Here is a 23,311-nt window from a genome sequence, read left to right on the forward strand (position 1 = left end):
CCATGATAAAGAAAATATTAATATCCTCTGTCATAGTCGTTATAATATTAGCCATTGCTACTTCTTTCATATACAAGAACTCTACCCAAAAAAGCAAAAAGACTACAGGTAAAAGCACAATTACTAATAATGACTCGGGTGATGAACTAAAAACATACGGTGACTTTAAATATGTAGAAGACAAAGATGGAATCTATCTTAGAGAATACGTAGGAAAAGCAGAAACTGTGGAAATACCAAGCACAATCAAAGGACGCCCTGTGAAACAAATTTGTTCCTTTGGATCCAATACCTCTTTAAATAAAGTTATCATTCCAAATGGTATCACCAAAATTAATGAATGTACTTTTATTAACTGTACCAATTTAACTGAAGTCACTCTCCCGAAAAGCATTAAATCTATTGGTCAAAGTGCATTTGAAGGATGCAGTAATTTAAAAAATATTACTCTTCCTGAAAAACTGACTACCATTGGTGATTGGGCTTTTCATAATGCGGGATTAATATCAATTAATATTCCTAGTAATTTAATGCAGATGGGATCGGATATATTTCAAGGTTGTAGAAAGCTTGAAAGTATAACTGTATCGAAAAACAACCAAAGGTTTACTAGTTTAGATGGCATCTTATATACGGAGGACAATACCATACTTGACTGCTATCCTGCTAACAAACCAGGTGAGAGCTATACTATACCCGATAGTGTAGTTTATATCTCTGCTTATGCGTTTAGTAACTCTGCCAATCTGACTCATATTACCATACCAAATAACGTTACGGATACTGGGTGGGGTATCTTTCAGGACGCAAAAAAACTAAGTACTGTTCAAATTCTAGCTAATATAGATATTTCAAAAGAGACTTTTTCAGGTTGTTCTTCGTTAACCAACATTACCTTACCTTCCAATGTATCTGTGATCGGCGAGGCAGCATTTGCGGGTTGCATAAGTTTAAAACAAATTGCTCTACCAAAGAATATAGAAACGATTGAATCATCTGCCTTTGGTGGTTGTGTCGAGCTAAGCCAGATACAAATACCCGAAAAACTAGAAACGATTGCACCAAGTACGTTCAGCGGATGTAATAGCTTAACCCATATCAATATACCTGAAAGCGTAAAATCAATTAATGATAACGCATTTGCTAATACAGGATTTTCAAATATCTATATTCCAAGTGCTGTTTCGGATATAAGTCCATTAGCATTCTTTAATGCAGAAAAACTTTCCGCCATCACTATCTCAAGAAATAATCCTAATTATACCAGCTACGATGGTGTAGTTTACACAAAGTCCATGAATAGTTTAATTTTATACCCCAATGGAAAAACCAATGAGAACTATGTTATACCAAACAGCATTCAGTCAATCGCTGTTAACGCCTTTGACAAAACTCCCTCTCTTCGTAGCCTAACTTTACCGGATGGAATTGCAAATGCAGATGATTTCTTTAATGCTTGTGAAAAACTGGAGAATTTACAAACCCTACATATTCCTAAAAGTTTGTCAGAAATCAAACATAATGCATTAAATTCTTCTAAACTAAGCCATCTAGCAAATGTTACAGTTGATAACCGGAATATGAGTTTTTGTAGCGTAGATGATGTATTATTTAACAAGGACAAAACCGAATTGATATTCTATCCTTCGCAAAAAGTTGATCCTACTTACACTGTTCCGACTACTGTGACATCGATTTTAGATAACGCATTTCAAAGCTGCTCTAACTTAACCACATTATCAATTCCTTCTACTGTAAATAGTTTTGGGGTTGAAGTATTTTCAGGCTGTAGTAAATTAACAGATATCAATATTCCTAATGGACTAGCCAAAATACCAACTGGTATGTTTGCTGGATGTTCTTCTCTGACGAATATCACCATACCTGATTCGGTAACTGCCATAGATAGCCGAGCTTTCTCTGACTGTACATCATTGTCGGGTATCGCCATCCCACACTCAGTAACCACCATCGGACAAGAGGCCTTTTCCATGTGTACCTCCTTTACTAGCCTGTCACTTCCTAATAGTGTTAAGTACATTGAAGCTAAAGCATTTTTAGGTTGTAGTAATTTGGCTACATATGAATTAGCAAATAATGATGTACAAGTGAAAGGGGAAGCTTTCACAGACACTGCCTGGTTGAGCAATCAGCCAGATGGGGTGATTTATATCGGGTTCACCGCCTATATTTATAAAGGAACTATGCCAAAAAATACGAACCTAACGCTAAAAGATAACACCACTTTTATCAGTGATGGTGCTTTCACTCATCAGAAAAATTTAGTCGAAATCAAATTACCGAATACCATTACTTGGATCGGCGCGTCAGCTTTTGCATTTTGTACTTCTTTAAAAAGCATGGAGTTACCAAAGAATTTATCCTCCATTGATGAATACGCAATCTATCACTGTACCAGCCTCACTGACTTAACAGTTCCTGATACTGTTACCAATATCGGTAATTTTGCAATCGGTTTTTATAAGAGTGATGAGCCTGATGATCCCGAGACCGTGATCCAGTCATTTCGATTATATTGCAGTCCTGGAAGTTATGCAGAGAAATATGCGAAAGGATGGTTTGTCAATTATTCTTTCAAGAATGCAAAAATAATTAAAAACAAAAAAGTGCGTCTTACATCAACTAAAATTCCTTTTAATTTGAAATTGATTGAACCGAAGGTAATTGTAAAAGCTGGTTCAAAAGTATTGAAGAAAGATCGTGATTATCGCATCTTTTATGAAAATAATTATAATGCCGGTACCGCAACTGCTACTATTTATGGAATCAGCAAATATGCTGGCTCTGTGCAAAAGGAATTCGAAATCACAAAAAGGCCTATTTCAGATTTCAAGTCAAAACTTCCAAAATCCTTAAGATACACCCCAGGGGGCCAGAAACCTACTGTAAAATTCATTAAAGCTCACCTCTATGAACATTATGATTTTACTGTAACTTATAAAGACGATAAAAAGTCCAGAATTGCTACAATCATAATCACGGGCAAGGGAAACTTTACCGGAACAATAAAATTAACTTTTAGAAATTAATAAAACCAAAGCAGGTTCTATTCACGATACAGTTATAAGTTTTCTTATATCTGCATCGTGATTAGAACCTGCTTTTATATATGCTGCTTATATATACTATTTATAAATCAAACTCTATAGTATTTTTAATTCACAATAACCACTGATTAAATCTTTAACTTTTTGGGTGTAAACATATCCATTACACCGGTTTTTTCAACTGCCTTAATTACCGTAAATAGAATTATTGTCTCTACCGGAAGCATAATCAGTATCTTTGCAATTCGAGCTACAAAGAGGGCAGAAAAAGCATTTCCCACTAAGATGGATAACCAATAGGTATTTAATAAAGCATCAATGAATACAGAACGAATTACATTCGCGATAATAACACGTTTTAAACTAATTGATCTCTTATACAACATGAAACCATAGAGAAGTCCGGTTAAAATCGCACTAATAGTAAATCCGGGAAAGAATGCTCCCTGTGGCTTTACTATGTAATTCAGGACGTCCATGGCAGCACCATATACCACACCAAAGACAGGACCAAGCGCATAGTTGACGAACTCATTTGGCAGAAACACAAAATTAATCTTGATGATTTCACCAATCATAATACTCATACTACTTAGAATCATTGAGATCGCGCCAAACATAGCTGCTAAAACGATACTTCTTGGATTTTTGAATTCCTTAGCGGAAGACAGAATTAAATCCTTAATTTTGCTCATAAAAAAATTACCTCCTTTGCAGACCTTTACTACAATAGAAGATAATACCAAATATATAATATTCGATTATCTAACTGTAGCAGCGGGATGCGAACCATGCACCGCAAGTTTCCTTTTCGTCCGATTGACAACTCCCTGTTCAACCAGCACTTAACGCGCACAATCCTACTCTGCTTCTTTTTAATTTTGTAAACCAAGTATAACATAGGAACTAATATTTGCAAGAAAAATTTTATTCATATCTTATTAATAAATATAATCAATTATATAATTATAGTTAATATTTAATTATTCCATGTCTTAATTATTCCATATCTTCCAGCTACGATCTTCTTGCTATAAATCAAGAACAAACAATAACAAACAATTAATCACAAGTATGTCTAATGCTCCTCCCAATAAATTAAGGTATGATAGATTCATAAGTTTAACAATACCTACCTCAAACGCTACCTCCTCTCCTTTCCCCTATATGCGTTTGAGGCTTTTTTATGTATGGGGCAATAGAGCCCCAATATTACTAGTATTACTATTTAAACAAGTCAGGTGTATAAGCAAGGTTGAATGCATAGAAGTTCCTGGAATCCAATTCGTCCTGGATAATTCTTAAACCTTCACCAAATCTTTGGAAATGAACGATTTCTCTCGCTCTTAAGAATTTAATCGGATCACATACGTCATGATCACAAACTAAGCGAAGAATATTATCGTAAGTCGTTCTTGCCTTCTGCTCTGCTGCCATATCTTCCACTAAATCCGTTATCGGATCGCCCTTACTCTGGAAAGTAGTGGAGGAGAACGGTATACCACCTGCTGCCATGGGCCATACTCCTAACGTATGATCTACATAATAATTCTGGAATCCGCCTTCTACGATCTGTTCCGGGGTAAGATTTCTGGTAAGCTGATGAACTATTGCACCGACTATCTCCATATGCGCTAATTCTTCTGTACCGATATCGTTTAATATACCTACAACTTTACGGTTTGGCATAACGAAACGTTGGGATAAATAGCGCAATGATGCACCGATTTCACCGTCAGGTCCACCATATTGACTCATGATAACCTGAGCAAGTTTCGGATTTGTTTCACTAATATTAACCGGGTGTTGTAATCGTCTCTCATAACTCCACATAGCTTAGCACCATCCTTCCCAAGGCCACGGATCCTCTACCCATGCCCAAGTATTATCATTTACTACACGATAAGATTCGATTGGTCCGAAACATCTAGTATATTCCGTAACTGCTTCATTTCTTACCGTTGATACTTTATCCCAGTAATCCAGCGCTTCTCTGTCTGTTGGGTGGGTATCTAAGAACAGTCTTAATTCATCACAAACAAAGCTTGTAGCTTGTATACAAGCAAATAACTTTTCTCTACTTATACCATCCATCATTTACAGCCCCTTCCATACCATTTTAAATCCAGTTCTTTGAATAAAGTACCGTTGGCAAGCGCTTCATATTCACTTTCATACAAATCTCTAAAACACTGCCAGGGAACATAACACATTGCTATAGGGAAAAGATCAAAGTCCTGTTTTCTGCTCTCTCTTTCGCAATCGTCATACTTCACTTGTTCTCTGCACATATCCCTGCGACTGGGCTCCATGCGCTTATATCTACTGTTCGCGCAATTACTGCCGGAATTATTGCGATATACTCGTCTTTCCATTCTTCAGTCTCCTTTCAATATCCTTGTTTATAAAATCCCTTTTATAACCAAAACGAACTGGCAACCTAACAATATATGAATGCCTTTTACGTTCTATACATAGTATGAAATTTTTTATTTTATAGTGCTTGTACGCTCCGCAGGTTATGACACTTTCCCTCATATTCATTGACAAGAAAAGGAATATCATATAATATTGAAATGTATTAGGTTATTTTAAACCTTTTAAAGGAGACTACTAAATGTATCATTTTATTATCAATCCGAAATCCAGCTCCGGAAGGGGTATTAAATATTGGTGGACTGTTAAAAATGAATTAGATAAAAAACAAATTCCTTACACGGAATTATTTACGAAACATACCGGACATGCCAGCCAGCTTGTTCACCAGCTATGCACGGAGAATGAAGGAATAAAGAATATAATTATACTGGGTGGAGACGGAACAATTAACGAAGTTTTGAATGGAATTGATAATTTTAATGAGGTTTTGCTTGGATATATTCCCTCCGGCTCAAGTAATGATCTTGCTAGAAGTTTGAAGATAGCAAGGGATCCGATTATTGCACTAGATAATATCTTAAAGCCTGTTAAGTTTAAATATTTAGATCACGGTGAGATGACCTTCCCCGGAAGCGAATTTCCTACCAGAAGGTTCGCCTGTTCCAGTGGAATTGGCTACGATGCCAATGTCTGTAATGAGGTGCAAGCTTCTCCCTTAAAGAAGCGACTCAATCGCTTTGGAGCGGGGAAGTTCATCTATATCGCTATAGCAATCAAACAGCTGCTTACCGCAAAGCACATCGATGCAACGGTAATCGTTGACGGCAATAAAAAAAACACATACAAGAATGTGTTATTGATCTCCAGCATGATTCATAAATATGAAGGCGGAGGATTAAAGATGGCTCCTGCTGCTGATCCCTGCGATGGCAAATTAAGCGTATGCCTGGTTCATGGCTTATCCACCTTAAGAGCATTTATCTTATTACCCACCATCTTCTCCGGTAGCCATGTGAAGCATAAGGGAGTGGAATCCTTTCAATGCAAGGAAATTGAGGTGTTCACCAATCAAGAAACCTCTGTTCATACGGATGGAGAAGTTCCGGCCGTATGCTCACATATAAAGGTAACATGTATTCAAGAACAAATACGAATGATACTATAAGAAAGTAGGCGAATTTCCTATGCAAAGACGAGCAAATATGCAAGCTTCCACACTCGTAATTTTACTTAGCATCCTTACTATCCTTGTACAGTTTATAGGTTATTATTTCATAGAATCCGTCTTTGTTATATGGACGTTATCCTGTGTTATTACCCTGCTGTGCTGCCACATTCTTCATGAACGGACAATCACGTTTAATGCATGCTTTAATTATTCCTTACTAAATATCTTTATGAGTTTGATTTTTATTGTGCTGACCTATGGTAATGATCAATCTATTCTTACCTTTTCAAGCACTATGATCGGAATCGTAGTGATTAACTGGCTTGCACCCGCTTTCATTGGACTAATTCGACACACCTTTGATTATGGCATCCGTTTGGATGATTACAATGAATACTTTCGTAATACCAGTATTGTATTTATCTTCTTTTATACGATTATCTTAATTTACGGTAGCTTTGCCACGAATGCCTTCCCTTGGTTGTATCGTGACATTAGTGCGAATGCTAATTTTATTCCCTTTCAGATAATCACCACTCAGATTGAGAATAACTATCTGGACGGTTCCGTCACATTGGGTGCAATCTTTGCTTATCTTCTGCCAAGAATCCTATATTTTTTGCCTTATGGTTTTTATCTAGGTTTATTACTTCGTAAGCGTCCGCTTCTATATAAGCTGGCTGCATTGACTGCTTTACCGCTGATTATTGAGATATTACAATATTTCATCATCAATAGACGTTGTGATGTAGATGACTTGATTTACGGAATGCTTGGAGGGTTTTTTGGAATTTTATTCTTCCTGTTAACAAACCAGCTATTTCGTGTAAAAACCGGTAAGGATTTTCTAAAAAAAGAATACGGGTTCCGTTACATAGGTGATTTGCTGCATTTTTAAACCGAGATTCTTAAATACACATAATACTCATTGTGTACTTACTCTGTCTCATTCCAGAATCCTTTTAGTGTTTCCTTCATGTTATGTTCATTCACAAGGACATTCGGAAACCACTCACGGGGGAACAAATTATAATATTGCTTTTGAGTAAATCGTTCATCCAGCAGGAGGATGGCACCCCTGTCCTCCTTGGTTCGAATGACTCTGCCGCCAGACTGCAGTACCTTATTCATACCGGAATAAAGATAGGCATAATCAAAGCCGGCACCATTTCTCTCATCAAAATATCCTCGAAACAGCTCTCTCTCATTACATACCATTGGTAACCCTGTGCCGACGATCACCGCGCCGATCAATCGGTTACTCTTTAGATCAATCCCCTCACTGAATATACCACCCATGACACAAAATCCAATCCTACTTGTCTTAGGATTCTCTATAAACTCTTCGAGAAACAGTTCTCTTTCCCCCTCCGTCATTGTGGTACTCTGAACTACAAGCCCTTCCAATTCCCCTTCCGCTAAAGTAGCGATTTCCTGTAGCATCTGATAGGATGGAAAAAACACCATGTAGTTTCCTGTCCTTGCCTCCGTAAAATCCTTGATGTAGCGAAGTATTTTACGATATTCCCGTTCATTTCTTCTGGAATACTTTGTACTGACATCATTTCCTATCATAACGATTCGATTGTCCGGCATGAAGGAAGATGGGGCATATACCGCATAATCTTCCTTGTCTCCACCAAGCTGCTCCATATAATAATTAATCGGCAACAGGGTCGCAGAAAATAGAACCGCACTTCGTCCTCTGCCCATGCACTCCTGAAGATTCTTTGAAGGATCCATACACTGGAGCTTTATACGAAAAACATTATCCTCATAATCGGCATAAATCGTGTAGCGGTCATCATGAATTTCATACATATTAAGAAAATGTCTAACATCCATATAGAGTCGCAGAATCTCATCCTTCCCTTCCGGAATAAAGCCCTCCTGGAGAAAGGTATCATATTCACTCATCAAACTCATCAGATGAATCACAAATCCATCCACATTCTCTATCACTTCAAATTCATCGCATTCTCTCTTTAATTTAAGCAAATCATTATTACAATGATCTAAATATTTCACTAACTTCATGCTCTTATCTTTAATCAAACGCTTAACATTTAAAAAATCATCTTTATATAATACAGCACTATACATCTCTCTGGCACGATCCACAAGATTATGAGCTTCATCCACCAAAAAAATATAGTCATTTTGCTTCTCATTTGCAAAAAATCTTCTCAGATACACATTCGGATCAAAGACATAATTATAATCACAGACGATGGCATCCGCCCATAATGTCACATCCAGCCCCATCTCAAAGGGACATACACTGTGTTTTTCTGCATAAGCACTGATATGCTCTCTGGTGATGTCATTTTCATGCATTAACAAATCATATACCGCATCATTGACACGGTCAAAATATCCATTTGCACGAGGACATGCTCCCGGATTACAATCCGGTTTATCAAGGATGCACACCTTCTCCTTTGCAGTGATTGTGACCACCTTAAGGGGAACACCGCTTCCGCCAAGTAGCTTAAAGGTATCCTCTGCGACCGTTCTTGTAATCGTCTTTGCCGTAAGATAAAATATCTTATCCGCAATTCCTTCTCCCATCGCCTTCACGGAAGGAAACACCGTGGATATCGTCTTACCGACACCGGTCGGTGCTTCGATAAAGAGCTTCTTCTTCCTTAATAGCGTCTTATATACACCGGTAACCAGTTCCTTCTGACCATCTCTATACGGAAACGGAAAGTCAGTATCTTTAATTGCTTGGTTACGTCTCTGAATCCACTTGATTTGCCAAGCAGCCCACTTCGCGTACTCCGATATCAGGTGTTCAAACCAGACACGAAGCTCCTCATAGGTCAATGTCTCTTCAAAATACCGTAGATTCTCCGTCTCAAGATTACAATAGGTCATGCGAACTCCTATCCTGCTTAAATCTTCTTTCGTAGCATAGATATACGCATAACACATCGCCTGCGCTCTGTGCACACCCACTGGGGCGGTCATATGGGACAGTTCTCGGTACACTCCCTTGATCTCATCGATAACTACCTCCGGAGGATTCGCTTCCTCTTCCTCAAAGATCAATACCGAGAAGTCCTCCCGAATACTACTGTTCTCTATAATACCGTCTGCTCTTCCCTCTATTGTCAGTTCAAAATCAATGCCATCCCTGCTAACCGGTACTGTTATGGTAAGCGGAACCTCTGCTGTGTAATTCGATCCCATCTGTTTTTGTAGCTTACGGTGGATTTTACTACCAGCCTGCATGGCATCTGCATCACTTTTACCGCGGGTATTATCAAGATCACCGGAGCACAAGATAAACTCTACAAGATTACGTACTGATATTTTAATATTTTTTGAATCCTGCATAAGTATCTTCCTCCTAAATTTATCTAAGTAAGGATGCTTCCACCCTCATAATATCTGCTCCATATATGTTCCATATATTTATCAACAAAACCTCTGGGATTTTATACTTTTATCAACATTACGGCTGTATTATCCCCAGAAAACTATGTTTATTTCCACACAACATATCGCCTATCTCATCAATACGTGCCAGCCAATTATAGCACATAAGTTCGATATTGCCAACTTCGTCGGAGTCAAAAAAGTGGTTATGGATAATCATTCTTCTATCTCTAAGCAGAAAGAAATTTATGAACTATAAAATAATTTTTGTTTTATATTGCATTTTTTTCCTCAATCTGATACATTCTACTTATATTCCAATATTATATTTTAGGAATTGGCAGGCAGATTATATTCTCTTTTTGCATGCTATAAATTAGAAAAGCGAGGTAGTATTATGGGCGAACACAATCACGATTCCGGCTGCGATTGCGGACATGATCATGATCATGATTTTATCACATTGTCATTAGATGACGGTACAGAGCTCAATTGTATCGTATTAGGAATTTTTGATGTAAATGACAAGGAGTATATTGCACTTCAGCCAGAAGAAGGCGAAGAAGAGGATGACAACGTATTCTTATATCGTTATGTTGAAGAAGACGGAGAGCCTCAGCTTCTTAACATCGATGATGATGATGAATTCGAAGCAGTTGCTGATGCATTCGAAGAGATTCTTGATTCTGAAGAATACGATGAGATGTTCGATGATGAGGAAGAAGAAGACAACAAATAATAATCATTAACAAAGATTTTTATTGTAAAGGGATGTTGATATATTACACATACAGTACATGGGTTAATCTCCATACACTGAGCGTATTATATTTCACATCCCTCTTTTTATTTCTTTGACTCCAGAATTTCATCAATAAATCTAGAGCGATCGGAAACCTTATTAAATCGATCCTTTGCACAATAGATAAACAATTCTTCTTTTGCACGTGTCATCGCCACATAAAACAGCCTACGCTCTTCTTCAATATCCTCCGGAAGTACCGCCTTCTTATGTGGTGTTATTCCTTCATTCGCATCGGCAATAAATACCGTATGATACTCAAGCCCCTTCGAACTATGCATTGTTGCAATCATGACGCTCTGCGTGTTGTTCTTCTTCACTTCTGTTGCCTGGCGCTTAAGTTCTTCCTTATATTCTTCCATATGGGTAAACCATTCTCCATACGTTTTAAACTCACGTGCGCTTTCCTGCAGCTCATCCAGTATCTCAAGTAACTCATCTGCCTTTATCCTTCTCTGCGTCGCATACTCTTTAAGATAGTCCTCATAACCGATGCCTTTCTTGATATAGTTTACCGCTGCATAGGGTGCCATGCCATTCAGTAACGCAAGATCATATTCCAATTGGTCAATACGTTCAAGCATCCAGTTCTTATCCTCATAGTAATCCTTTATGGCTTCAAAATCCACCACTGAGTTATCAAAACAATCTCTTGTGATATAGCGCTTTGGCCGATTAATAATCTGAAGATAATGGCTGCGCTCCGTACTTCCCATTGCAATCATAATATAAGTAATAATATCTCTAGATATCCAGTGGTCAAATAAGTTCGGGAGATTATCCTTCATCTGAAATGGAATATTATATTCCATCAGCTTATGGATCAATGACCCGGAACCATGGCTGGTCCGTACAAGGATTGCCATGTCCGATAGCGCAACTCCCATCTTACTATGATCAATAATTTCCTCACAGATACTTTGGTTTTCCTTGGCCAGGGTTTCAAACTGTCGTATTGTAACTTTCTTCCCCTCATCCTTTACCGCAGTAATTACTTTTTCAAAACGGTTCTGATTATTACCGATTAAATTATTGGCGGATTTTATAATATTGGAGGTGGATCGATAATTTTTGTCCAAAATCAGTTTCTTACACGTTGGATAATCCTTTGGGAAGTTTAGCATAATCTCCGGCTTCGCCCCACGAAAGCGATAGATGGATTGATCATCATCTCCCACAACAAACAGATTATTCTCCGGTAAGGCTAGCATGCGGATTATATCATATTGCACCATATTAATATCTTGAAATTCATCAATTAAAATATATTGGTATTTTTTCTGCCATAGTGCAAGTATATCGGAACGCTGGGTGAGAAGCTGATAGCAATACAGAAGCATATCATCAAAATCGATAAGATTTGATTTCTTCAATTTTCGATTATACTCCTTGTATATGTCACGGAACACCTCATCCGCACAATGCAGAGAATAATAATTCTCCACATTCATCCGGTTTCCTTTTACTAGACTGATTTCAGAGGATAGGTCGGAGATAAACTCCTTCTCATCCTCATACTCCAGTTCAAATTGATGGATAATTTCCTTCATATATTGAAATCGTACTTCCTCACGAACAATATTACTTGCATTTAACCGATATGCATGCTTAAGTATCGTAAAAAACACTGCATGAAATGTACCGAAGTTCACCCGGGTTCCACTTGATTTTGATTGAACAACAAAGCGTTCCTTCATCTCATTCGCAGCAGCCTTTGTGAAGGTTATAACTAGGATTTTATCCTGTGGGACATGACATTTTTCGATTAAATACCTGGTTCTTTCCGTGATTACGAGTGTTTTCCCCGATCCGGGCCCTGCAAGAACCAACATCGGCCCATCCTTATGACAAACAGCCTGCTGTTGTGCCTGATTCATAGAGTCTTAACCTCCTTCTTCACCCTATTAGAGCGATTCAATTTGCCAATCAATTTCTGTCACAAACATATAAAAACCATACTCATATATGTGCTTCACATGGAGTATACATTCTGAGTGGTTTGCTTTAATTCTATAGGATTCTCAAACTTAATCTCTTATATTAATAAGGTTTTTCCAATAGAATAAATACATTGGATAATGAAAATGATTTATATTCAAAACATTAGAAATGAATAGATAGAATTAGATGTTGTGATACTAGCAATCTTACTTTTAAAGGGATGGTGAAAATTAAGTAATTCTTTTAAGGAACAATGTTATTTTCCTCACTCACAGGTTGGAAGGACAAATACATAGTTTGTATTTCGCAGTCGTACAGAAAAGTACGCCTTCGACAATACAAAATTATAAATATTGTCTTACAAACAGTGCATTATGGTAATATAACATTGTTCCTACAAATTACTTGTTTTGTAACATTCCCGTTAATATTTAATCTATAATTATTCGCTTAATTTCTCAATTGCAACCTGGATACGGCGTAAGCTTTCCTCTTTGCCGAGAATACTCATAATCTCATAAGCGCCTCCTGGTGTGGACTGTTTTCCACTGACAGCAGTACGTATCGGCCATAAGCCCTGACCGTTCTTAATACCTTGTTCCCCGATGTATGCCATAATCAAGGCTTCAATGTTTGCTTCGGAATACTCCTCAAGAGCTTCAAACTTTGGAAGTAAATCCTTAAGAACCTGAAGTGAATTTTCTGAATTTGTCTTCATCTTCTTATGAGTATACATTGCAATATCATAATCCGGAAGTTCTTCAAAGAAGTCGATTATTCCAACGATATCCACGAGGGTCTCTATACGAGTTTTTACCAGCGCGGCGATTCTTTGTAAGTCCATATCCTTTTTGATTACTTGATTTAGATATGGAAGTGCCAACTCATAATATCTCTCAAAATCCATGTTCTTTAAATACTCACCGTTCATCCAACGAAGCTTAACCATATCAAATACTGCCGGTGCTTTGTTAACATGTTTATAATCAAATTCACGGATCAGTTCTTCCATAGACATGATTTCTGTATTATTTGGAGAACTCCAGCCTAATAATGCTACAAAATTGATGATAGCTTCTGACACAAAACCCTGATCCAACAAATCCTCATAGGAGGAATGTCCACTTCGCTTGCTAAGCTTTTTATGCTCCTCATTCGTAATCAAGGGCAGATGCACATACTCTGGCTCTTCCCATCCAAAGTCCTGATATAACCGGGTATACTTCGGAGTGGAGGATAGATACTCATTACCTCTGACAACATGTGTTATCTTCATCATATAATCATCAATTACATTCGCAAAGTTATAGGTAGGGTACCCGTCCGATTTAATCAGAATCATATCATCTAACTCTTCATTATCAACTGTGATGTCACCGAAGATAGCATCATGGAAGGTAGTTGAACCCTCTGTCGGATTATTTTGACGAATAACATAAGGGATTCCTGCTGCAAGGTTAGCTTCAATCTCTTCTTTGGATAGATGCAAACAATGTTTGTCATACTTAATAATTTCTTTTACATCTTCGTCCTCACCCGGCTGGCTATCACCCACTGCGGTTTTTAATGAAGCAAGACGATCCTTGGTACAGAAGCAATAATACGCTGAACCTTTCTCAATGAGTTGTTTTGCATAATCAAGATAGATTCCGCTTGCAACACGTTCGCTCTGTACATACGGACCATATCCTCCATCCTTATCCGGTCCTTCATCATGAATTAATCCGGTTCCTTTGATGGTACGATAAATAATATCAACCGCACCTTCCACCAGACGTTCTTGATCTGTATCTTCTATTCTAAGGATGAAGGTACCATCCTCATGTTTTGCAATCAAATATTCATACAATGCTGTTCTTAAATTTCCGACATGCATTCTACCTGTCGGGCTCGGCGCAAATCTGGTTCTAATTTCGCTCATGTTAAACACCTCTCTAATATATTGTTACATTCCGTTCGTTGTGCGTATTATAATGGTTCTTCGCGTGGTAATGTCTGTCGCCATTATACCATAACTGTTTTAAAAATCAAACCTAAGTTTCAAGTGAATCAGGCAATTTGAGGCGCTTTGCATACAATAGAAAAAGGATGTCACAAAATTAATAATTCTATTAAGGAACAATGTTATTTGCCTTATCAATATAACATTGTTCTTACAAATTATTAATTTGCAACATCCCCATATATTTCTTTATTATCACCTAATGAGATGTTCTGTATTTATTTCTTGGTAATTATATTGCTATGCTCCAAAGCCTGCTTGTGCTCCAATTGTCGATTGATAAAACGCACTAATACCATCTTGCAATATGCACCAATCGGAACCGCAACCAGCATGCCCAAAAATCCACCGATAGAACCACCGATAATGATTGATATCATAACGATAAGCGGATGAACTTTTACCGCATTACTAAGCAGCTTTGGTCCGATGAAATTACCATCAAGTGCTTGAATGACAAATAGTACAATCAATGCAACAATCAATTTTCTAAAATCCCCATTCACCAGACACACTATCGTAGTACTTACATAAGCTACAATCGGTCCAAAGTAAGGAATCAAGTTACCAATGCCTGCAAATACGCCAATGAGAATCGCATAATCTACTCCAACAATGTATAAGGATATACTAATCAGAAGCATCATTACGAATGCATCTGTCATCTGTCCTCGGATATAACCGGAAAACACCTCATCCAGATCACGTGCTACATTAAATAATCTTTTGTTAGCCTTGTCATTTAATAAAGCTCTGCAAATCTTAACAAAGAAATTAGCAAACATTCTACCATCAATCATAAAGTAAATACCAATGATAAAACTGAATATAAATGTAGTCATGTAACCGGAGATATTGGTTATAGAATCCAATACACCATTCGCAAAGGATTGTATCGTCTTTAATGCAATACTAGAGGCATTCTGAATATAATTATCCAGCTCCTGGGATTGAATATTTAGATCACTCAGCTTTGCTGTTATTGTATTATATAGATTATTAACATTCTTCATAGAATCCTGAGTAAACTTAATAAGATCCTCAAAATTGGCTACCTTTAGCTGGTTTGTAACGGTATATGCTAGTAGTGATATCAAACCAACAATTGCGATCACAAAGATTAATACAGCTGTAATAGCTGCCAGTGTTCTGGTAGAACGTATTCTACGAAATGGTTTTACATTCTTTAGCTTTCGGTATTTATCTTCGAAGAAGTTAACCAACGGATCCATTAAATAGGCGAACACAAAACCTAATATAATCGGCTTCAGTACATCTATGACCCAGCTTAACTTTATCCCTACATAATCGATTACATCACTAAAGTTTTTTAATACTAAACTCAAGGAATATATAACCAGTACCGTGATAATAACATACAATGAAATTTGCATGTATTTCTTATTAATTCTATCTCTCCATTTCATTCGTCCGTTATTTTTCCCCTTTCTTATATTCCAAGAACCGTAGAATGCTATCTACTACATTATCTATTCCCACATAATCACTGCGAATGGATAAATGGTAGTTTTCTGCCTTACCCCACTTTTCATCAGTGTGATAATTATAATAGTTTGCTCTTCTCTTATCGCTCTTTATGATCTCATCCTCAATCTTATTTTTCTTTAGACCATATTGTTCCACTGCTCTGTTTTTGCGAAACTCCATACCTGCCCATATATAAACATTTACTACATCAGGATGATCTCTCAAGATATAATCAGCACAGCGACCCACTATAACACAGGATCCTTCCTGCGCAACTTTACGTATCACATTAGACTGCGCAATGTAAAGCTGGTCATCTAAAGATAACTGGGTATATCCCATCTCTTGATTTCCAAATACGTTCATCCCCATGGCGATGGAATATAATAAACTGTTCGTGGCCCTTTTTTCCGCATTTTCAAAGGATTTCTCTGAAAAACCTGTCTCTTTTGATGCTCTGGATATTATCTCATTATCGTAAAAGGGAACTGCTAATTTTTGTGCAAGCTTTGCACCGATTTCTCTGCCACCGCTACCAAATTGTCTGCTAATCGTTACAATCTGAGTCATATATATGGCCCCCTCTCATGAAATTAGATGTATTGATAATTGAGAAGGTATTATCTTCTCTCTATCAAACGTCTGTTTACATCGTTTCCAAAATAATAAATCTTCTTTTCCTTATATTCAGTATAACATAATCCTGAATGTGGTAGAAGTATTTTAAGATTATAATTACATTAAAAGTATAAATTTCCAGTAAAGCTTTTTATAAAACGGCAAACTGGTATATATCTTGTGGGATAAGCTCTTATGAAAGTGCTCAAGTTTCTGTAATTCCTCTACACTGATATCGACCGGTCCAAAACGAGCTTTTCGGGCAATATCCATACACGTGCTAAATTCTATTGGATTAATATATTCCGCTTGCCCTTTCAAATATTCCTCACTGTCCTCCAGAGACTTTTTCTGACCGACAAGCAATTGATGGAAAGATAAAATCATTTCGGACTCTGACAATAGATAGAGTGCTTTTTTATTACGGTTATTCGTATTCAATAGTCGATTACGTCTACTTGTTTTTAATATAAACCACGCGCTTACCGCTCCACATATCAATACAAAGCCTAGTATCATAACCATGATCTTTGGATCTATCTTTATACCACCCTTATCCGAATGAGGTTTGTTCTGGTTATTCATCGGGTTGTTCGGCTTAAATGTATTTGGTGTTGTAGGCTTTGGTGTAACTGACGCAGGTGTTGGTGTAGGTGTTGTATCCTCCTGCTTAACAGTATGATCTTTCAATGCGGAGAGACGATCCAAGGTACCGATATCAGTATAATTCGAGGATGGCGTAAATTCTACAGGAAACCAGCCGCAGCCATCCACGTAAACCTCCACCCATGCATGGGCTTCCCTGTCCGTTACCTTAACCCGGGTAGACATCTCATTCCACTTTTCTTTATAATTCGTACCGTATATTGTCACCGATTGATTTGGCTTAACATAATCAGCCTTATCCTGCTTCACCACATAACCTTCCACATATCTGGCGGGTACCCCCATGGAACGAAGCATCAGAGTAGCTGCAGATGCATAGTGGGCACAGTAGCCCTTCTTATTCTCATACACGAAATACTCCACATAATCCTTCCCCTTAGGAAGAACTCCCGGAGTGAGACTGTACCTTGTATATTTATTCAGATAATCCTTCACATAATTGACTTTCTGTGAAATCGTCATACTATCAGACTTTAATTCAGGTTTTGAAAACTCCTGTACCAGACGATCTACCCCTTTATTCGGTAACTTCGTGTATACGCTATTAACATAATTCCGATAAACCTTTTCGTACTTTGTATAATCAGGAAAATCTCCTACCTTACTCGCAAAGAAATCATATCCTTGATTATCCATATAAAAATTAAAAAAATAATTAAAAGTATAATGATCACGCAAAACCAAAGGACCAGTATATGCATCTGTTTCTTCATAGGTTTGACTTACTTTATTAAAATTCGTAAAGTAGGGTGCATAAATATAATTTTTATTGGCACCTTTATATACCACCTTCATATTACCTTGCATAATGTTATAAGTACTGTCTTCAACATTATAATTCTCACCCTGCTTAGCTCCTTGTAACCCGAATATCATTTGGAGCCATTGATTCGTTTGATTCAAAGGCTGGAACTTCTTTTTCGGCATCAGTGCCTGAATTTCCCGGTATCTCTTTTTATCCTCAGCCGAGTTCTGCGCCCACTTATTGCCAGCGTATACACTTCCCACATACCCTTTCAGATAAATACTGGATACAGTACTGGCCATCGCATCATTGGGCATCGTCACCTCTAACTGTTCCTCTCCAGTAAACTCCACCTTGCCGGTCTTTCCTAACTTACCACCGCCAAGGCCTCCTACCGTTTTGCCGCCCCCAAACAAGCTAAAATCTTGAAGCGAAGTAACAAAATCGGCATAAGAAAAGTTCGTCATTGCTGTCTGCAAATCTGACTTGGCTGTTTTAATAGTTGTAACTTTATTATAATTTTCATTATTAATAAAACCCTTCAGAACAATAAGAATTAAAAGGGCAAATAAACTAATCCAGAATGCTGCTCTGCTGTTTATCCTATGTATTAGATTGCGCTGCTCTTTAGAGATTACTCGGTGTAAGGAAAAGCCGGATTTGATCATATAAAGAAGCACCACAATATATGCAAATAATAAATTCTCAGAAGGAATCATACCAAACAAAAATATCGTTACCATAGGAAGGCAAAATACCAATCCGGATAAAACCAAAAATCGGCTTTTTGCAATCGCCACGGATAATAGAGCTATCACCGGAATCATAATTACGATCATCAATATCGTAGTATCTTTTTCTTCCAAGTTATAATCTGCAAGAAAATGCATCAGGTTATATCCATAATAAGTAGATATCTTGTCCATTATTAAATTTTCCATTATAAAGAATGCATTCATAAGCGAGGGTAGTACACTATATAATATAAAACCGTAAAAATAGATTCCGAAAAACAATTTCAATATATGAAATGCCGGTATTAGGCAAAGAGTATACATAACTAGGGTGCATAGAATAATAGCGGTGATAACTTCAGGCATATTATAAGAAAGTCCCAATCCTTCCTTAAGGCCATATGCAAAACATAGCGCTGCACTAAGGATAAAAATGAATTGAATTATCATTGGAATATACTGATGATCCTTCTTTCTGTCATCAGATAAATACACTGTTTTATTGATTTTAAGTCCGTCCTGTAATAACTTATTCATGTTTCACCCCACTTTAACCTAATGATAAGTATTCCATATTCTGTTTAATGCTTCCAATATCTATGGGCCAGGTCTCCACCCCAATTTCTTCAAACTGATGAAGCGCCTCCTGCTTCACAGGGTCAGTAATTTTCTCTTCCTTACCCCGGATATAAATCAATTTTCTAGATTGCGTTTTCAATGCACCAATAGAAGGTGTCCACGAATCGGATACTACACCCGTTATGAGATAGGTGTCCGCATATTGTTCGTGAGGATATTGCGATAGATAGGAAGCAAACATGTCAAACATATTCTGATGAGGATTGGCGTGTAATAAACCGTTTACTGCCTCAAACAAATCCTCTTCCTGAGTAATCCTGTTTCTCGTACAGATGCCACTCTTCTCATCCGTCCAACAGATATAATGAACCTGTTGTTTCATAACCAAGGTATAGGACAGTGATAAAGCGCACTCTAATATGGCATCCATATAATATAGCTTATATTCTCCCTTAGGAATACATAGATTTACGAATAACAGAATTGAGCTATTCAACGGATAGCTAAACTCCTTGATCATCAATTGATCAACCTTCCTACTCAGTTTCCAATGAATTCGCTGAGGACGGTCACCCTCTCTATATTCGCGAATCTCAAAAACCTCTGACGGGTCATCGCCTTTTTTTGTAGGATGATAGCTATCACTTTCCACAATCAATGCATTCTTGTTTGCATTAAATTCCGAAAGCTCATAATAATTAGGCAGTACTGCTATTTTAATCTCTTTATTACATTTTTTCTTTAAGGAAAATATCTTAAAATAATCGTAGATACGTATTGACTCTAGTGATACGGTAAGATTACCTGCACATTCGGAATACAAGGTGCATATTACGGATGTATTTGCACTGGAATCAATGGGCACCAAGAAGTTCTTCTTAAACTTTTTATCGGAATATTCATTTTTATAGGTTAGAAAAATCTTTACCGAGGATACAGGGAACACTGTTGTATTATTCAAATGTATGGAAACCGGTATCTTATCTCCCTTATTGACCGTGTGTACCACACCGGACAATTCTACAGTGATTTTTATTTTACAGTAGAATAGAATAGCTAATAACACGATTGGAAGTATGCATAGAGTAAGGAATATAATGCCTGTATAATAAATGTTATACAAAACGGCAATTCCCCCCACGAGAATTAAAAGCAGCAGGTACTTTAATTTATTTTTGAGCATGATACACCGGTACCTTTCTAAATATTAGCATATGCTTCCTTTGTAACAATTCTAGGTGCCTTCACGGAGCGAAGAATGTCATCTAAAATATCATAAACGGTTACATTGTTTACCCTTGCCTTAGGCTTTAGAATAATTCTATGCGCTGCGACATCCTTGAATATAAACTGAACATCGGAGGGCAAAACATAATCTCTCATATTTAAGAAAGCCGTCGCTTTCACCATATTCATAACAGCCAAAGATCCTCTAGGACTTACTCCTAAGTCTATAAGTGGGTTTTCTCTTGTCTGTTGTACCAATAATGTAATATATTCATAGATAGAATCATGAAGATAGACCTCCTCTACGATACTTTGAATCGCCTGGATGTCCTCTTTTTCAATAATTCGTGTTACATAATCTAATGGATTTATACTTTGGCGTTCCTTAAGAAGTCCAATCTCACTTTTTAAATCAGGATAACCCATACTTAGCCTTACCATGAAACGATCCAGCTGTGATTCCGGAAGCATCTGTGTTCCGATGGAACCAATCGGGTTCTGGGTTGCAATAACGGTAAAAGGTCTAGGCACCTCTCTGGTATGCCCGTCTACGGTAACCTTACCCTCTTCCATAACCTCTAATAACGCGGATTGTGTTTTGGAGGAGGTTCTGTTTATCTCATCTGCCAAAAAGAGATTACACATAATTGCTCCGGGTTTATATTGAAAGCCTTCCCCATCCCTGTTCAGCAAATGAAAGCCCACCACGTCTGTCGGGAGAACGTCCGGCGTGAACTGCAACCTTCGATAATCCAGTTCCATCGCTTTCGAAAAGGCAAGTGCCATTGTTGTTTTTCCAACACCAGGGTTGTCCTCTAATAATATATGACCCTTAGCTATCATCGCACATAGTACTTTGCTGATTACCAATCTTTTTCCGACTACAACCTTACTTACTTCATCAATAATTTCTACTGCTTTATTATAATATTGCACGGCACTTTCTCCTCTTGATAGCATTTTTTTACATTATATCACGAAAAACAGAGAAAACCAATATATGTATTTTCTCACTTCTTGAATAATTTTACTAATGAAAAACACTATACGTATTTTATCTCCAAGCTGTGAAATACCTGTAAACTTTTTAACGACAACCGTTTTTTCATTAAATAATTATTACTTTCCACATTCTATCTAGATATTTAAAATATAACCGTTATTATATCTCATAATCAATATCAGTAAAATTTTACCAATATTCAACTAGCAGTGACGAAAAATGCATTTTGAAGGAATCTTTAGGCATAATCATCATTATTTTTAAGTATATTTTGTGAATAAAAGACCTTTGTATTGACTTATACCATAAAATTGATAAAATTAGAAATGAGAATATTATGGAGGTAGCAAAAGTGAATAATTCGAAAAAAATAACACCTAAAAAAGAGAAGGAAGTAAAGATGAGCGAAAAGCCCATCACTAGTATATCAAAACCTTGGATCGTAACATCCTTGGTATTCGTTGTAATACTGATCGGAGCTCTTTTATTTGATCAACTCTATTCGCCTACTTTAATGACTGTAGATGGTAAGAAGTACAATGAAAAGGATCTCTCCTATTATTTATACTTAGTAGAATCCAAATACGATTCTTACAACTCTATGTTTGGCGGTAACTACTGGGATTCACCCATTAAAGAAGACGGCACCACTTTAAGACAGGAAGCAAGAAAGGACGCAATTGCGGAAGCCTTAAGAGCAACCATTCTATACAATGAAGCAGTGGATAAGGATTATAAATTAACCGACAAAGAGAAGAAAACTGTTAAATCAACCGTGGACAACCTTTTATCAAAACAGTTACCTAAGGACGTTATTAAGAAGAATCATTTTACAAGATCCTACTTAACAAAGATGGTTGAAGAAACAACCCTGGTATCTCGCTTCCGTGAAGACAAATTAAAAGAAGCAAAGATTGATAAAGAAGGTATAAAATCCAAAATATTCTATGATAAATTCAGACAATACGATATAGAATATTTATATGCTGCTACTGAAACAACTGATGCAAAAGGAAAAACCACTCAATTCAGTGATAAGCAAAAACAAGAAGCTCTGGAAAAGATCACTTCTTATTATGATAAGGCTAAAACCGCTAAGGATTGGACAAAGGTTGTACCGACTGAAGTAACTTCAATCATCTACAAGGAATCCAAATTCACAAAAGCAGACGAAGACAGCTCCTCCTTCTCTGATGAATTTAAAGCAGAACTTATGAAAATGAAAAACGGTGAAGTAAGTAAAGTCACAAAAGGTACCAATGGTTATTACATTGTGCGTATGGTTAATCATAATTCCTCTGAACGTTACGATAGCGAAGTTAATACTGCGATTACCACCGCAGAAAACCTGGCTTTTGATAAAATCTATGAAGGAATTAAAGCAAATCATCCGAATAAGCTTAACAACAAAGCCATCAATCGTTTAAAAATGGGTGAACTGACCGTTGTACCTAGCACTCAAAATGTTCAACAATAACTAGTACCTAATAAATTTTATAATTTTATC

General features: G+C 37.1%; 17 protein-coding genes and 1 riboswitch. Of the genes, 5 read left to right on the forward strand and 12 right to left on the reverse strand.

Annotated features, from left to right (window positions below; translation table 11 throughout):
• The first annotated feature begins 2 nt into the window (after positions 1-2).
• Positions 3-3,050 (forward strand): leucine-rich repeat domain-containing protein, encoded by a 3,048-nt coding sequence (locus AC6IWN_RS15430; RefSeq protein ID WP_497988477.1) that lies wholly within the window; start codon positions 3-5, stop codon positions 3,048-3,050.
• A 146-nt stretch (positions 3,051-3,196) separates the two neighbouring features.
• On the opposite strand, the gene AC6IWN_RS15435 is transcribed toward AC6IWN_RS15430, so the two are convergent.
• The 4 genes from AC6IWN_RS15435 to AC6IWN_RS15450 all read right to left on the reverse strand — a co-directional run bounded on the left by AC6IWN_RS15435 (position 3,197) and on the right by AC6IWN_RS15450 (position 5,443).
• Positions 3,197-3,763 carry a folate family ECF transporter S component gene (locus tag AC6IWN_RS15435; protein WP_497988478.1) on the reverse strand — a complete coding sequence of 189 codons (567 nt, stop codon included), beginning with the start codon at positions 3,761-3,763 and terminating at the stop codon, positions 3,197-3,199.
• Positions 3,764-3,841: 78 nt separating this feature from the next.
• A riboswitch (THF riboswitch) is annotated at positions 3,842-3,938 on the reverse strand.
• Positions 3,939-4,292: 354 nt separating this feature from the next.
• Positions 4,293-4,901 (reverse strand): manganese catalase family protein, encoded by a 609-nt coding sequence (locus tag AC6IWN_RS15440; protein WP_497988480.1) that lies wholly within the window; start codon positions 4,899-4,901, stop codon positions 4,293-4,295.
• 3 nt (positions 4,902-4,904) lie between these two features.
• The gene (locus tag AC6IWN_RS15445) at positions 4,905-5,165 is read right to left on the reverse strand and encodes a spore coat protein CotJB (RefSeq protein WP_497988482.1); all 261 of its coding nucleotides are present in this window, start codon (positions 5,163-5,165) and stop codon (positions 4,905-4,907) included.
• Positions 5,162-5,443, reverse strand: a complete 282-nt coding sequence (locus tag AC6IWN_RS15450; protein ID WP_497988484.1) for a spore coat associated protein CotJA — start codon at positions 5,441-5,443, stop codon at positions 5,162-5,164. The genes AC6IWN_RS15445 and AC6IWN_RS15450 overlap by 4 nt, the downstream gene beginning before the upstream one ends.
• 242 nt (positions 5,444-5,685) lie before the next feature.
• On the opposite strand from AC6IWN_RS15450, the gene AC6IWN_RS15455 reads away from it, so the two are divergent.
• Entirely contained in the window at positions 5,686-6,612 is a 927-nt protein-coding gene (locus AC6IWN_RS15455) for a diacylglycerol/lipid kinase family protein (RefSeq protein WP_497988486.1), read from the forward strand.
• Between the two features lie 19 nt (positions 6,613-6,631).
• Positions 6,632-7,513: a VanZ family protein gene (locus AC6IWN_RS15460; RefSeq protein WP_497988488.1), complete on the forward strand. Its 882-nt coding sequence runs from the start codon at positions 6,632-6,634 to the stop codon at positions 7,511-7,513.
• Between the two features lie 38 nt (positions 7,514-7,551).
• Here the strand turns inward: AC6IWN_RS15460 and AC6IWN_RS15465 are convergent, their stop codons facing one another.
• Complete coding sequence (locus AC6IWN_RS15465) at positions 7,552-9,957, reverse strand: ATP-dependent DNA helicase (protein WP_497988490.1); 2,406 nt, start codon at positions 9,955-9,957, stop codon at positions 7,552-7,554.
• 439 nt (positions 9,958-10,396) lie between these two features.
• On the opposite strand from AC6IWN_RS15465, the gene AC6IWN_RS15470 reads away from it, so the two are divergent.
• Positions 10,397-10,738 carry a DUF1292 domain-containing protein gene (locus tag AC6IWN_RS15470; protein WP_497988492.1) on the forward strand — a complete coding sequence of 114 codons (342 nt, stop codon included), beginning with the start codon at positions 10,397-10,399 and terminating at the stop codon, positions 10,736-10,738.
• 107 nt (positions 10,739-10,845) lie between these two features.
• On the opposite strand, the gene AC6IWN_RS15475 is transcribed toward AC6IWN_RS15470, so the two are convergent.
• From AC6IWN_RS15475 to AC6IWN_RS15505, 7 genes are all read right to left on the reverse strand, one after another.
• Positions 10,846-12,678 (reverse strand): ATP-dependent helicase, encoded by a 1,833-nt coding sequence (locus AC6IWN_RS15475; protein WP_497988494.1) that lies wholly within the window; start codon positions 12,676-12,678, stop codon positions 10,846-10,848.
• Between the two features lie 506 nt (positions 12,679-13,184).
• Positions 13,185-14,663, reverse strand: coding sequence for a glutamate--tRNA ligase (gene gltX / locus AC6IWN_RS15480; protein WP_497988496.1), 1,479 nt, complete (start codon positions 14,661-14,663; stop codon positions 13,185-13,187).
• Positions 14,664-14,962: 299 nt separating this feature from the next.
• Positions 14,963-16,171 (reverse strand): AI-2E family transporter, encoded by a 1,209-nt coding sequence (locus tag AC6IWN_RS15485; protein WP_497988498.1) that lies wholly within the window; start codon positions 16,169-16,171, stop codon positions 14,963-14,965.
• A 7-nt stretch (positions 16,172-16,178) separates the two neighbouring features.
• Positions 16,179-16,802, reverse strand: coding sequence for a cytidylate kinase-like family protein (locus tag AC6IWN_RS15490; protein WP_497988500.1), 624 nt, complete (start codon positions 16,800-16,802; stop codon positions 16,179-16,181).
• Positions 16,803-16,967: 165 nt separating this feature from the next.
• On the reverse strand, positions 16,968-19,532 hold the full coding sequence (locus tag AC6IWN_RS15495) for a transglutaminase domain-containing protein (protein ID WP_497988502.1): 2,565 nt from the start codon (positions 19,530-19,532) through the stop codon (positions 16,968-16,970).
• A 13-nt stretch (positions 19,533-19,545) separates the two neighbouring features.
• Complete coding sequence (locus AC6IWN_RS15500) at positions 19,546-20,697, reverse strand: DUF58 domain-containing protein (protein WP_497988504.1); 1,152 nt, start codon at positions 20,695-20,697, stop codon at positions 19,546-19,548.
• A 77-nt stretch (positions 20,698-20,774) separates the two neighbouring features.
• The gene (locus tag AC6IWN_RS15505; RefSeq protein ID WP_497988506.1) at positions 20,775-21,737 is read right to left on the reverse strand and encodes an AAA family ATPase; all 963 of its coding nucleotides are present in this window, start codon (positions 21,735-21,737) and stop codon (positions 20,775-20,777) included.
• Between the two features lie 419 nt (positions 21,738-22,156).
• On the opposite strand from AC6IWN_RS15505, the gene AC6IWN_RS15510 reads away from it, so the two are divergent.
• Positions 22,157-23,281: a peptidyl-prolyl cis-trans isomerase gene (locus AC6IWN_RS15510; protein WP_497988508.1), complete on the forward strand. Its 1,125-nt coding sequence runs from the start codon at positions 22,157-22,159 to the stop codon at positions 23,279-23,281.
• The last annotated feature ends 30 nt before the right edge of the window (positions 23,282-23,311 follow it).

It is taken from the genome of Variimorphobacter sp. HTMS_6 (genome assembly GCF_059717775.1).